Consider the following 13,981-nt stretch of genomic DNA (forward strand, 5'->3'; position numbering starts at 1 on the left):
AGTTAAGTACGCGCAGTACTTAGGTGTAGATTGCGATTACAGATCCGCAATTACAGAGAGGCAATCACACCTTGCTGCTCTTCGAGCTTGCGCTTGGCTTCGGCATAACCGGCCAGCTTCTCACGCTCTTTGGCAATGACCGCTTCTGGCGCACGTGCCACAAAGCCTTCGTTACCCAGCTTGCTTTCGATGCGAGCAACTTCGCCGTTCACTTTCTCGATCTCTTTAGCCAGACGCGCCAGCTCAGCATCCTTATCAATCAGACCGGCCATTGGGATCAGCAGTTCAGCCTGACCGACCAGTTTGGTCACGGATACTGGGCCCTTGTCGCCATCGGCCAGCAGTGTGATGTTGTCCAGACGCGCCAGACTCTGGATGAAGGTGCGGTTTTCTTCCACGCGGCGCTGCTCTTGCGCGTTGGTATTACGCAGCAGGATCTCCAGCGGCTTGCTTGGTGCGATGTTCATTTCAGCACGGATGTTACGTACCGCAATGATCAATTGCTTGATCCACTCCAGATCTTCCATCGCGGCAGCATCGGTCGCTTCTGGCTGATATTCTGGGAATGGCTGCAGCATGATGGTATCGCCCTGCACGCCAGCCAGTACTTTCACGCGCTGCCAAATCTCTTCCGTGATAAACGGAATGATTGGATGAGCCAGACGCAGCAGACCTTCCAGCACCTGAATCAGGGTGTGGCGGGTACCACGCAGTTCAGCATCGCTACCGCTGTTCATCACCGGCTTAGTCAGCTCCAGATACCAGTCACAGAACTGGTTCCAAGTGAACTCGTACAAAATACCGGCCGCGATATCGAAGCGGTAGTTGTCTAGAGCCTCACGGAATGCTTTCACGGTGTTGTTGAATTCACCCAAGATCCAGCGGTCTGCCAGTGACAGAACCATCTCGCCGCCGTTTAGGCCGCAATCTTGATCTTCGGTGTTCATCAGTACGAAACGGCTGGCGTTCCACAGCTTATTACAGAAGTTACGGTAACCTTCCAGACGCTTCATATCCCAGTTGATGTCACGGCCAGTAGAGGCCAGTGCCGCCAAGGTGAAACGCAGGGCGTCAGTACCGTGTGCTTCGATGCCGTTCGGGAACTGCTTCTGGGTACTCTTGCCAATTTTCTCAGCCAGCTGCGGCTGCATCATGTTACCGGTGCGTTTTTCCAGCAGATCTTCCAGTGAGATGCCGTCAATCATATCCAGCGGGTCAATCACGTTACCCTTGGATTTCGACATCTTCTGACCTTGCTCGTCACGGATCAAACCGGTGACGTACACAGTCTTGAATGGCACTTGTGGCTTGCCATCTTCGTCTTTGATGAAGTGCATGGTCATCATGATCATGCGCGCCACCCAGAAGAAGATGATGTCAAAACCGGTCATCAACACGTCGGTTGGATGGAAGGTTTTCAGCGCTTCGGTGTTTTCTGGCCAGCCCAGTGTGGAGAAGGTCCACAGTGCTGACGAGAACCAAGTATCCAGCACGTCATCGTCTTGGCGCAGAACAATCACGTTGTCCAGCTTGTACTTGCTGCGCACTTCTTCTTCGGTACGGCCTACATACACGTTACCGGCGTTGTCATACCAGGCCGGAATGCGGTGACCCCACCACAGTTGACGCGAAATACACCAGTCTTGGATATCACGCATCCACGCAAAGTACATGTTTTCGTACTGCTTAGGCACGAATTGGATATCGCCGTTCTCAACTGCTTCAATGGCGGTTTTTGCCAGTGGTGCAACACGCACATACCACTGGTCAGTCAGCATCGGCTCGATCACCACGCCGCCACGGTCACCGTATGGAATGGTCAGATCGTGTGGCTTGATCTCTTCCAGCAGACCCAGCTCTTCAAATTCGGCCACCACGGCTTTACGCGCCGCGAAACGCTCCATACCACGGTACTTGGCAGGCAGCTCGGTGCTGTAAGCGGTGCTTGGCTCGCCATTGGTATTGAACACTTCGGCTTCATCACGGATATCCGCATTGAAGGTCAAAATGTTGATCATTGGCAGGTTGTGACGTTTACCGACTTCATAGTCGTTAAAGTCGTGCGCCGGAGTGATCTTCACGCAGCCGGTGCCTTTTTCCATATCGGCGTGCTCGTCACCCACGATTGGGATACGACGGCCGACGATTGGCAAAATAATCTCTTTGCCGATCAGATCTTTGTAGCGAGGATCTTCTGGGTTCACCGCCACACCGGTATCACCCAGCATGGTTTCTGGACGGGTAGTCGCGACCACGATGTAGTCTTTACCGTCCGCGGTTTTCACGCCATCAGCCAGCGGATAGCGGAAGTGCCACATGGAGCCTTTGCTCTCTTTGTTTTCCACTTCCAGATCGGAGATCGCGGTGTGCAGTTTTGGATCCCAGTTCACCAGACGCTTGCCGCGGTAGATCAGGTCATCTTCGTACAGGCGCACGAACACTTCCTTCACCGCATTGGACAGGCCTTCATCCATGGTGAAACGTTCACGATCCCAATCGACAGAGTTACCCAGACGGCGCATCTGCTTACAGATAGTGCCACCGGACTCGGCTTTCCATTCCCAGATCTTGTCGATAAAGGCATCCCGGCCATAGTCATGACGGGTCTTGCCTTCTTCAGCGGCAATCTTGCGCTCAACCACCATCTGAGTCGCGATCCCCGCATGGTCGGTCCCCACCTGCCACAGGGTGTTTTTACCCTGCATACGCTGGTAACGGGTCAGAGCATCCATCATGGTCTGCTGGAACGCGTGGCCCATGTGCAGGCTGCCGGTGACATTCGGCGGCGGGATCATGATGCAGTAGCTTTCCTGACGGGTATCACCATGCGGCTTAAAGTAGCCATTTTCTTCCCAAGCCTGATACAGAGCTTGTTCGATGGCGTTCGGGTTGTAGGTTTTTTCCATGGTCATCTTAAGGCTAATTCGTTGATGGCGTAATGCCGAGATCTTGGGTTGTCAGCTGGAAGCCGGCCTGTCGGTAAGCCTTATAGCGCTCACGCGCCTGCTGTTTCAGCGTCTCTTCGCAGGGGACGAAGTCTATCACCTGAAGGAAAGCAGAAGCAAAGTCGGCAACATCTGGTAATAAGGATATCAGTAAATCGCGCCGTGACGCGCTACGTTTTTCTGGCCAGGCAATTTCTACCGGTGAGCCATAGTGCGGCCCTTCGCCGGCCAGATTATGCGGCACAAACTGCTGCGGATCGAATTGCCACAACGCCTCATCTACCGCAAAGGCCTCTGTCTGTGACGCGCAGGCGATCAACACCCGTTGTCCGCGTCGCCAAGCATCCGCAGCTAAACGACAGGCATGATAGGCCTGGGCGCTTAATCCTGCCGGCAATTCGCCGTCGGCGCTCGCGGGCAGAAGATAAAAAGTGGCTTGTTTCATCATAATATAAACGGGGGCTGCCGCCCCCGGTAATGGTTACTCGTAATCCGTGTAGTGGCCGCAGGGCTGCTTACTCTTCGATGCTAACGCCAGCGCGGTTCAGCAGGAATTGCGTCAGCAGCGGTACCGGACGACCAGTTGCACCTTTGCTCTTGCCGGAACGCCATGCGGTGCCGGCAATGTCTAAGTGCGCCCAGTAATACTTCTTGGTGAAACGCGACAAGAAGCAACCGGCAGTGATCGCACCCGCTGGACGGCCTCCGATGTTGGCCATATCAGCAAAGTTGGACTCCAACTGCTCCTGATACTCATCACCCAGTGGCAGACGCCAAGCGCGATCGCCTGCTTGCTCGGAGGCGCTCAGCAGATCGTTGGCCAGCGGGTTATGGTTCGACAGCAAGCCACTGATGTGGTGACCAAGGGCAATCACACAGGCTCCGGTTAAGGTGGCCACGTCAATCACCAGCTCAGGGTCGAAGCGTTCAGCATAGGTAAGTGTATCACATAACACCAAGCGGCCTTCGGCGTCGGTATTCAACACCTCGACCGTTTGGCCGGACATGGTGGTCAGGATATCGCCCGGGCGATAGGCGCGGCCATCTGGCATGTTTTCGCAGCCGGCCAAAATGCCCACCACGTTGAGCGGCAATTGCAGCTCAGCGACGGCGCGCATCACGCCGAACACAGTCGCGGCGCCGCACATGTCGTATTTCATCTCATCCATGCCGTCAGACGGCTTGATGGAAATACCACCGGAGTCAAAGGTCAGCCCTTTACCGATTAGCACAATCGGCTTGTCGTCTGGGTTCGCGGCGCCCTTATACTCGATAACCGACATCAGGGATTCATTTTGCGAGCCCTGACCGACCGCCAAATAGGCGTTCATGCCCAGATCTTTCATCTGCTGCTCGCCAATCACGCGGGTGGTGACTGGTGAGAACTCATCGGCCAATTGGCGCGCATGAGAAGCCAGATAGGCCGGATTGCAAATATTCGGCGGCATATTGCCCAGATCTTTGGCAATTTTGAGGCCTGAAGCTACGGCCAGACCATGTTGGATGGCCTTTTCGCCTACCGAAAGCTCACGGCGGGTCGGCACGTTAAATACCAGCTTGCGCAGTGGGCGACGCGGTTCAACCTTGATGCTCTTCATCTGATCAAAGGTGTACAGCGCTTCTTTGGCCGACTCCACCGCTTGGCGCACTTTCCAGTAGGTGTTGCGTCCGCGCACATGCAGTTCGGTCAGAAAACACACCGCTTCCATCGAGCCGGTTTCATTCAAGGTGTTGATGGTTTTTTGAATGATTTGCTTAAACTGGCGCTCATCCAGCTCGCGCTCTTTACCGCAGCCGACCAGTAAAACGCGCTCGGAGAGAATGTTGGGAACCTGATGTAAAAGCAGCATCTGGCCTGGTTTGCCTTCCAGATCGCCGCGACGCAATAATGAACTAATATAACCATCACTGATCTTATCCAGTTGCTCGGCGATCGGTGACAGACGGCGTGGCTCGAAGACACCAACAACAATGCAGGCGCTGCGCTGCTTTTCAGGGCTGCCGCTTTTTACACTAAACTCCATGCAGTCTCCTAAAGACAAATGATGTGCTTTTCTGGATAATGGCGGGTTCATGAGAAAACTCAGTGAGGTAGATCGCCTTCACCAGATGAATGCGTTAATCTATTGACAGAATTATTAACAGCGCTCAGGCCGATGCGGAACAAACGATATTCCGCGCTTTTATCCAGCCAAAGCTCTGAAAAATGGCCTATTAGCCAAAAAACTATAGATATTCACTCAAAAAGACAAGTTTTCATAGGCGTAAAGAGCGTGATCATTATTAGATATCTGGTACGGGAAGTGCTGAAAAGCCAGATCGCCATCTTGTTTGTCCTGATGCTGATCTTCTTCTGCCAGAAGTTAGTCCGAGTTTTATCCTCCGCGGTGGAAGGCGATTTGCCGGCCAACCTCGTGATGTCGGTGTTGGGCTTAGGCCTGCCTTACATGGCGCAGTTGATGCTGCCATTGAGCCTATTTGTTGGTTTACTGTTTACTTACGGTCGCTTATACGCCGAAAGTGAAATGACCGTTATGTTCGCCTGCGGGATGGGCAAACGCACCTTGCTGCGCGCCGCCGCATGGTTGGCATTGCTGACTTCCATTTTAGCTGCGGGTAACGTGCTTTGGTTGAGTCCTCTGTCGGCGAAAACCGAAGCGCAAGTGATCAGCGAAGCGAAAGCCAACCCTGGGCTTGCCGCTTTGGTAGCTGGTCAATTCCAAAGCTCGCCCGATGGCAGTTCGGTGATTTTTGTCAATCGCTTGGAAGGTAACCAGCTGCAAGATGTGTTCGTGGCCCAGCTGCGTCCACGCGGTGAGAGCAGCCGTCCGTCGGTCGTGGTGTCTACTTCCGGTGAAGTAGAGAAAGCTAAAAATGGCGATCAAATGCTGACGCTGGATAACGGCGTACGTTATGAAGGCACGGCTTTCTTGCGCGATTTTCGGATCACGCACTTTGATACCTACAACGCCGTAATTGGTCATCAGGATGTCGAAGCCGACAGTGGCGATTGGGAGCAAATGCCAACGGCTGCGCTGTGGAAGGAAAATAACTCTCATGCCCGTGCCGAGTTGCACTGGCGGTTGACCCTGATTGCGGCGGTACCTATTTTGGCACTGCTGGTGATCCCGCTGTCGGCGGTGAATCCGCGCCAAGGGCGATTTGCGAATGTGGTGCCAGCACTGCTGTTGTATCTCATCTACTTCTTGCTGCAAAGTGCGCTGAAATCAGCACTGGATAATGGGCGGATGGATTCGGCGGTCTGGATCTGGGTAACCAATGGTGGCTTCTTGCTGCTGGGGATTATCTTGAACATGTGGGACAGCATCCCAATGCGTCGTCTGCGGGCTCAGTTGAAAGGAGCGCAGGCATGATGCGGATTTTTGATTGGTACATCGGCCGGACGATTTTTGGCACCATCATGATGACCTTGGCCACCTTGGTGGGCCTGTCTGGGATCATCAAATTTGTCGAACAGCTCAAGAAAGTTGGTGAAGGTACCTACGGTGTCTGGGATGCCGGTCTGTTCACCTTACTGACAGTTCCGGCAGACATCAGTGTCTTTTTCCCGATGGCGGCACTGTTGGGCGCGTTGTTAGGCTTGGGGATGCTGGCCAGTCGCAGTGAGCTGGTGGTGATGGAAGCGGCCGGTTTTACCCGTTTACAGATTGCGATGGCGGTGATGAAAACGGCGATTCCGCTGGTGATCCTGACCATGGCGCTGGGCGAGTGGGGTGCGCCGTGGGGTGATCAACTGGCGCGTAATCTGCGCGCACAAGCCATCTACGGCGGCTCGATGTTGGCTAAATCCGGTGGCCTGTGGGCCAAAGATGGCGATGACTTTATCTATATTGAGCGGATTGTCAGCCAGCAAGAGCTCAGTGGCGTAAACATCTACAAATTCAATCCGCAGCACCAGCTGCAATCAGTGTTGTATGCCAATAGCGCGAACTACACCGATTCAGGTTGGAAACTGCACCAGATTGATGAAGCGGTGATTGGTGAAAAAGCGGTAACCGGTGAGCAGCGCTTCTCGGCCGACTGGAAAACCAGCCTGAGTCCCGACAAGCTGAGCGTAGTGACCATTAAGCCTGAATCGCTGTCTATTAGTGGGCTGTGGCAGTACATTCATTATCTGAAGCAAACCGGGCAAGAAACCGGGCGTTATGAGCTGGCGTTGTGGCGCAAAGTTCTGCAGCCGGTGACGGTCGGTGTCATGATGTTGTTGGCCTTGTCGTTCATTTTCGGCCCACTGCGTAGTGTGACCATGGGCGCGCGGGTATTGACCGGGATCTGTTTTGGTTTCGTCTTTTATGTTGCCGATCAGATTTTTGGCCCACTCAGCTTGGTGTACCACGTGCCGGCGGTGATTGGCGCCGCATTCCCGAGTGTCTTGTTCCTCGGTTTGAGTTGGTATTTGCTGACGCGCCGCCGCTGATATTGCATCTATCTCTGTCAGTAATAACGCCGGGCTTGCCCGGCGTTATTGTTTTTAGAATGAGGGAAGATGAGTTGCGTTTATTCTTCGGTGGCATTCTTGTTGACAACATTCGTTTTAGGGCGAACAGGAAGCACCACCATCTCGCTATCAGACATATAATCTTGAAACGCGCGCAGATTACCGCGATCAAAGATAACCAGCAGATTTCCTAGCCCTACCGTTGCTGTTGTCAAACGCACCAGACATTGAGTCACCGTGAGATTATGGCCATCAAGCTGTTGTACCCGTAAACGCCACGCTTTCATGCCCAGCGTTTGGCCGGCTTTATGCCAGAACCAAACATAGAATGCACAAAAGCAGCCCAGCAGATAAAACGCATACCATGCTTGGCTATCCAGATACGCGGCAACATCCACTGCATCGCCTAACGAAATCAGATTTATGCTGTGCAGCAAGGCCGTGATCCCCACCGCAATTGCTCCGGCTAGCATCACCAGCGCTAACGATAGCAATAGATCATAGACAAAAGCGCCTAAACGGCGAAAAAAGCCGGCGCGCGGGTAACCATTAGAAGAAAGTACCGCCATATACATCCTGTAAGTATCGATAAAAAGAAAAGGATTTCGGCCAGAGTGTAGACATTATTGCTAATCGGATAAAGTAATTGGTTTTTTTTCAAGCAATTGAACACGACATTGACATAATTCTATTGCAGCCGAAAGTACGGTATGTATAATGCCACACCATAAAGCCAGTGTGGTGAAATCGGTAGACACAGTTGATTCAAAATCAACCGCCTTCGGGTGTGACGGTTCGAGTCCGTCCACTGGCACCAAAAGCCTTCCTAAGCAACAGTTTAGGAAGGCTTTTTGCTTTTCTGCACTACGTGTTTTTCCTCTACCTAATTTTTGCCTAGGGGCATCTTGTCGGCTAGGCTCTATCTCTATCTCTATCTCTATCTCTATCTCTATCTCTATCTCTATCTCTATCTCTATCTCTATCTTTATCTTTATCTTTATCTTTATCTTTATCTTTATCTCTAGCGGCCAGGCGGTAAACGTAATTCTCTATCATTTATTACCACTGTGTTGCTGTGCGGCGATGGCATCTGCCTCTCCTCCAAAAGAAACAGCCAATAAAGGAGAGGGATAAGAAGCGGGTTCTCTGTGTGATTACACTGATACCTCATTCATCTTCTCTATATATGCATATATGCCTACCTGTATAGATACCGATAAGAAGAGGTAAGCAGGTTATACATAAGCACATGGTGAGGAATTAGAGGGAGAAAACCATTCTTCATTAGGAAGATTAAGCGTCATTCCATTGCAAACGAACAATAAGGCTCGCAGTAGATCGTCGTGAGTACAAATGAAGCCTGATCTTTTCGACGCAAAAGCCAAGTTATACACAGTTTTTGCGCGTTTGATGTGGGTAGAGTGTGGGTAGATTGTGCGTATCTGAAGCGCTGATCATATCTTGCTCGCTTGGTGTTTTTTCTGGTGAAAAACGCTTGCGCTTTCGCGGCGCACCCCTATAATGCGACCCCACTGACACGGCAGCAGTGATGCAAATCACAGTGGTCGGTGGTCAACGAAACAACGCAGTTGAGCATGATAAAAAATGCTTGACGGCACAACAGGAAAGCGGAATAATGCGCGTCCTGTCGTTACTTCGGTAACGAAACGCTCTTTAAAAAGTTAATCAGACAATCTGTGTGGGCACTCGTTTGAGAATGCTGATATCCAAAAGATATTAAGTTAAACGAGTGACTGAACAATTTATTTGCCAGTTTATTCGAGCGACAAACTTTAAATTGAAGAGTTTGATCATGGCTCAGATTGAACGCTGGCGGCAGGCCTAACACATGCAAGTCGAGCGGTAACACAGAGGAGCTTGCTCCTTGGGTGACGAGCGGCGGACGGGTGAGTAATGCCTGGGGATCTGCCCGATAGAGGGGGATAACTACGGGAAACTGTAGCTAATACCGCATAATGTCTACGGACCAAAGTGGGGGCTCTTCGGACCTCATGCTATCGGATGAACCCAGGTGGGATTAGCTAGTTGGTGAGGTAATGGCTCACCAAGGCGACGATCTCTAACTGGTTTGAGAGAATGACCAGTCACACTGGAACTGAGACACGGTCCAGACTCCTACGGGAGGCAGCAGTGGGGAATATTGCACAATGGGCGCAAGCCTGATGCAGCCATGCCGCGTGTGTGAAGAAGGCCTTCGGGTTGTAAAGCACTTTCAGCGGGGAGGAAGGGCTACTAGTTAATACCTAGTGGCATTGACGTTACTCGCAGAAGAAGCACCGGCTAACTCCGTGCCAGCAGCCGCGGTAATACGGAGGGTGCAAGCGTTAATCGGAATTACTGGGCGTAAAGCGCACGCAGGCGGTTTGTTAAGTCAGATGTGAAATCCCCGAGCTCAACTTGGGAACTGCATTTGAAACTGGCAAGCTAGAGTCTTGTAGAGGGGGGTAGAATTCCAGGTGTAGCGGTGAAATGCGTAGAGATCTGGAGGAATACCGGTGGCGAAGGCGGCCCCCTGGACAAAGACTGACGCTCAGGTGCGAAAGCGTGGGGAGCAAACAGGATTAGATACCCTGGTAGTCCACGCTGTAAACGATGTCGATTTGGAGGTTGTGCCCTTGAGGCGTGGCTTCCGGAGCTAACGCGTTAAATCGACCGCCTGGGGAGTACGGCCGCAAGGTTAAAACTCAAATGAATTGACGGGGGCCCGCACAAGCGGTGGAGCATGTGGTTTAATTCGATGCAACGCGAAGAACCTTACCTACTCTTGACATCCACAGAACTTTCCAGAGATGGATTGGTGCCTTCGGGAACTGTGAGACAGGTGCTGCATGGCTGTCGTCAGCTCGTGTTGTGAAATGTTGGGTTAAGTCCCGCAACGAGCGCAACCCTTATCCTTTGTTGCCAGCGATTCGGTCGGGAACTCAAAGGAGACTGCCGGTGATAAACCGGAGGAAGGTGGGGATGACGTCAAGTCATCATGGCCCTTACGAGTAGGGCTACACACGTGCTACAATGGCATATACAAAGGGCGGCAAGCTAGCGATAGTGAGCGAATCCCATAAAGTATGTCGTAGTCCGGATTGGAGTCTGCAACTCGACTCCATGAAGTCGGAATCGCTAGTAATCGCGGATCAGAATGCCGCGGTGAATACGTTCCCGGGCCTTGTACACACCGCCCGTCACACCATGGGAGTGGGTTGCAAAAGAAGTAGGTAGCTTAACCTTCGGGAGGGCGCTTACCACTTTGTGATTCATGACTGGGGTGAAGTCGTAACAAGGTAACCGTAGGGGAACCTGCGGTTGGATCACCTCCTTACCTGAGATATTTGGCGCTTAAGCTGAGTGTTCACACAGATTGTTTGAATTTAGTTGCGTCCCCTTCGTCTAGAGGCCTAGGACACCGCCCTTTCACGGCGGTAACAGGGGTTCGAATCCCCTAGGGGACGCCACTTATTGCTCTTTAAAAATCTGGAAACAAGCTGAAAAATAACTGAAGTTCTTAAGAACAAGCGACTTGAGAAACTGGCAACGACCAGTTTAGTGACTAGCATTCAGCCCGACATTATTTTGGGTTGTATGGTTAAGTGACTAAGCGTACACGGTGGATGCCTTGGCAGTCAGAGGCGATGAAGGACGTGCTACCCTGCGAAAAGGGTTGGTGAGCTGGGATGGAGCGCTATAGCCAACCATGTCCGAATGGGGAAACCCACCTAAGATAACTTAGGTATCGTTAAGTGAATACATAGCTTAACGAGGCGAACCGGGAGAACTGAAACATCTAAGTACCCCGAGGAAAAGAAATCAACCGAGATTCCGTTAGTAGCGGCGAGCGAACGCGGAGCAGCCCAGAGTCTGAATCAGTGGATGCGTTAGTGGAACGGATTGGAAAGTCCGGCGATACAGGGTGATAGCCCCGTACACGAAGACGCATTGCTGTGAGCTCGATGAGTAGGACGGGACACGTGGTATCCTGTTTGAAGATGGGGGGACCATCCTCCAAGGCTAAATACTCCTGACTGACCGATAGCGAACCAGTACCGTGAGGGAAAGGCGAAAAGAACCCCTGTGAGGGGAGTGAAATAGAACCTGAAACCGTGTACGTACAAGCAGTGGGAGCACCTTCGTGGTGTGACTGCGTACCTTTTGTATAATGGGTCAGCGACTTACATTTTGTAGCGAGGTTAACCGAATAGGGGAGCCGTAGGGAAACCGAGTCTTAACTGGGCGAATTAGTTGCAAGGTGTAGACCCGAAACCCGGTGATCTAGCCATGGGCAGGTTGAAGGTTGGGTAACACTAACTGGAGGACCGAACCGACTAATGTTGAAAAATTAGCGGATGACTTGTGGCTGGGGGTGAAAGGCCAATCAAACCGGGAGATAGCTGGTTCTCCCCGAAAGCTATTTAGGTAGCGCCTCGGACGAACACCTACGGGGGTAGAGCACTGTTAAGGCTAGGGGGTCATCCCGACTTACCAACCCTTTGCAAACTCCGAATACCGTAGAGTGCTATCCGGGAGACACACGGCGGGTGCTAACGTCCGTCGTGAAGAGGGAAACAACCCAGACCGCCAGCTAAGGTCCCAAAGTCATGGTTAAGTGGGAAACGATGTGGGAAGGCTTAGACAGCTAGGATGTTGGCTTAGAAGCAGCCATCATTTAAAGAAAGCGTAATAGCTCACTAGTCGAGTCGGCCTGCGCGGAAGATGTAACGGGGCTAAACCATGCACCGAAGCTGCGGCAATGACATTTAGGTGTTATTGGGTAGGGGAGCGTTCTGTAAGCGGTTGAAGGTGTACTGTGAGGTATGCTGGACGTATCAGAAGTGCGAATGCTGACATAAGTAACGATAAAGCGGGTGAAAAGCCCGCTCGCCGGAAGACCAAGGGTTCCTGTTCAACGTTAATCGGAGCAGGGTGAGTCGACCCCTAAGGCGAGGCTGAAAAGCGTAGTCGATGGGAAACGGGTTAATATTCCCGTACTTGTGGTAACTGCGAAGGGGGGACGGAGAAAGTTAGGCTATCCGGGCGACGGTTGTCCCGGTTTAAGCGTGAAGGTGGAGAGACTAGGCAAATCCGGTCTTTCATTAACACTGAGGCGTGATGACGAAGCACTACGGTGCTGAAGTAGCTGATACTACGCTTCCAGGAAAAGCCTCTAAGCATCAGGTTACCAGAAATCGTACCCCAAACCGACACAGGTGGTCAGGTAGAGAATACTCAGGCGCTTGAGAGAACTCGGGTGAAGGAACTAGGCAAAATGGTGCCGTAACTTCGGGAGAAGGCACGCTGACGGTAGGTGAAGTCCCTTGCGGATGGAGCTGAAGTCAGTCGAAGATACCAGCTGGCTGCAACTGTTTATTAAAAACACAGCACTGTGCAAACACGAAAGTGGACGTATACGGTGTGACGCCTGCCCGGTGCCGGAAGGTTAATTGATGGGGTTAGCGAAAGCGAAGCTCTTGATCGAAGCCCCGGTAAACGGCGGCCGTAACTATAACGGTCCTAAGGTAGCGAAATTCCTTGTCGGGTAAGTTCCGACCTGCACGAATGGCGTAATGATGGCCAGGCTGTCTCCACCCGAGACTCAGTGAAATTGAAATCGCTGTGAAGATGCAGTGTACCCGCGGCAAGACGGAAAGACCCCGTGAACCTTTACTATAGCTTGACACTGAACATTGAGCCTTGATGTGTAGGATAGGTGGGAGGCATTGAAACGTGAACGCCAGTTTGCGTGGAGCCGACCTTGAAATACCACCCTTTAATGTTTGATGTTCTAACGTTGTCCCGTAATCCGGGATACGGACAGTGTCTGGTGGGTAGTTTGACTGGGGCGGTCTCCTCCTAAAGAGTAACGGAGGAGCACGAAGGTTAGCTAAGCATGGTCGGACATCATGCGGTTAGTGCAAAGGCAGAAGCTAGCTTAACTGCGAGACGGACAGGTCGAGCAGATACGAAAGTAGGTCTTAGTGATCCGGTGGTTCTGAATGGAAGGGCCATCGCTCAACGGATAAAAGGTACTCCGGGGATAACAGGCTGATACCGCCCAAGAGTTCATATCGACGGCGGTGTTTGGCACCTCGATGTCGGCTCATCACATCCTGGGGCTGAAGTTGGTCCCAAGGGTATGGCTGTTCGCCATTTAAAGTGGTACGCGAGCTGGGTTTAGAACGTCGTGAGACAGTTCGGTCCCTATCTGTCGTGGGCGTTGGATGATTGAGGGGGGCTGCTCCTAGTACGAGAGGACCGGAGTGGACGCATCTCTGGTGTTCCGGTTGTCACGCCAGTGGCATTGCCGGGTAGCTAAATGCGGAAGAGATAAGCGCTGAAAGCATCTAAGCGCGAAACTTGCCCCGAGATGAGTCATCCCTGAGGCTTTAAGCCTCCTAAAGGGTTGTTGGAGACTACGACGTAGATAGGCAGGGTGTGTAAGCGTAGCGATACGTTGAGCTAACCTGTACTAATTGCCCGTGAGGCTTAACCATACAACGCCAAAGTGATGTTGGATGAATGAAGTCACAGTTACTTGTTCAAAGAACAACATATCAGTTATACAGCT

At 52.1% G+C, this 13,981-nt stretch carries 7 protein-coding genes, 2 tRNA genes and 2 rRNA genes; 6 read left to right on the top strand and 5 right to left on the bottom strand.

What is annotated here, in order from left to right; translation table 11 throughout:
• Window positions 1-50: 50 nt before the first annotated feature.
• The 3 genes from NCTC9997_RS02370 to pepA all read right to left on the bottom strand — a co-directional run bounded on the left by NCTC9997_RS02370 (window position 51) and on the right by pepA (window position 4,969).
• Window positions 51-2,906 carry a valine--tRNA ligase gene (locus NCTC9997_RS02370; protein ID WP_047708791.1) on the bottom strand — a complete coding sequence of 952 codons (2,856 nt, stop codon included), beginning with the start codon at window positions 2,904-2,906 and terminating at the stop codon, window positions 51-53.
• A 13-nt stretch (window positions 2,907-2,919) separates the two neighbouring features.
• On the bottom strand, window positions 2,920-3,390 hold the full coding sequence (locus NCTC9997_RS02375; protein WP_036769146.1) for a DNA polymerase III subunit chi: 471 nt from the start codon (window positions 3,388-3,390) through the stop codon (window positions 2,920-2,922).
• Window positions 3,391-3,460: 70 nt separating this feature from the next.
• On the bottom strand, window positions 3,461-4,969 hold the full coding sequence (gene pepA, locus NCTC9997_RS02380) for a leucyl aminopeptidase (RefSeq protein ID WP_010862522.1): 1,509 nt from the start codon (window positions 4,967-4,969) through the stop codon (window positions 3,461-3,463).
• A gap of 249 nt (window positions 4,970-5,218) precedes the next feature.
• Between pepA and lptF the strand changes: the two genes are divergently transcribed.
• Together lptF and lptG are read left to right on the top strand one after the other, a co-directional pair.
• Window positions 5,219-6,319 carry an LPS export ABC transporter permease LptF gene (gene lptF / locus NCTC9997_RS02385; RefSeq protein WP_010862521.1) on the top strand — a complete coding sequence of 367 codons (1,101 nt, stop codon included), beginning with the start codon at window positions 5,219-5,221 and terminating at the stop codon, window positions 6,317-6,319.
• Window positions 6,316-7,383 (top strand): LPS export ABC transporter permease LptG, encoded by a 1,068-nt coding sequence (gene lptG, locus NCTC9997_RS02390; protein ID WP_010862520.1) that lies wholly within the window; start codon window positions 6,316-6,318, stop codon window positions 7,381-7,383. Before lptF ends, lptG begins: the two co-directional genes overlap by 4 nt.
• A gap of 80 nt (window positions 7,384-7,463) precedes the next feature.
• On the opposite strand, the gene NCTC9997_RS02395 is transcribed toward lptG, so the two are convergent.
• The gene (locus tag NCTC9997_RS02395) at window positions 7,464-7,973 is read right to left on the bottom strand and encodes an RDD family protein (protein ID WP_082935452.1); all 510 of its coding nucleotides are present in this window, start codon (window positions 7,971-7,973) and stop codon (window positions 7,464-7,466) included.
• Window positions 7,974-8,136: 163 nt separating this feature from the next.
• On the opposite strand from NCTC9997_RS02395, the gene NCTC9997_RS02400 reads away from it, so the two are divergent.
• Window positions 8,137-8,221, top strand: a tRNA-Leu gene (locus NCTC9997_RS02400).
• A 95-nt stretch (window positions 8,222-8,316) separates the two neighbouring features.
• Here the strand turns inward: NCTC9997_RS02400 and NCTC9997_RS02405 are convergent.
• Complete coding sequence (locus NCTC9997_RS02405; protein ID WP_156669230.1) at window positions 8,317-8,460, bottom strand: hypothetical protein; 144 nt, start codon at window positions 8,458-8,460, stop codon at window positions 8,317-8,319.
• Window positions 8,461-9,199: 739 nt separating this feature from the next.
• Between NCTC9997_RS02405 and NCTC9997_RS02410 the strand changes: the two genes are divergently transcribed.
• The 3 genes from NCTC9997_RS02410 to NCTC9997_RS02420 all read left to right on the top strand — a co-directional run bounded on the left by NCTC9997_RS02410 (window position 9,200) and on the right by NCTC9997_RS02420 (window position 13,907).
• A 16S ribosomal RNA gene (locus tag NCTC9997_RS02410) occupies window positions 9,200-10,741 on the top strand.
• A 57-nt stretch (window positions 10,742-10,798) separates the two neighbouring features.
• Window positions 10,799-10,874: transfer RNA gene (locus tag NCTC9997_RS02415), tRNA-Glu, on the top strand.
• Between the two features lie 129 nt (window positions 10,875-11,003).
• Window positions 11,004-13,907: ribosomal RNA gene (locus NCTC9997_RS02420) — 23S ribosomal RNA — on the top strand.
• The 16S and 23S rRNA genes sit together here with 1 tRNA gene alongside, the layout of an rRNA operon.
• Window positions 13,908-13,981 lie beyond the last annotated feature (74 nt).

The organism is Plesiomonas shigelloides, from assembly GCF_900087055.1.
GTDB classification, from domain to species: domain Bacteria; phylum Pseudomonadota; class Gammaproteobacteria; order Enterobacterales; family CAMTGL01; genus Plesiomonas; species Plesiomonas shigelloides.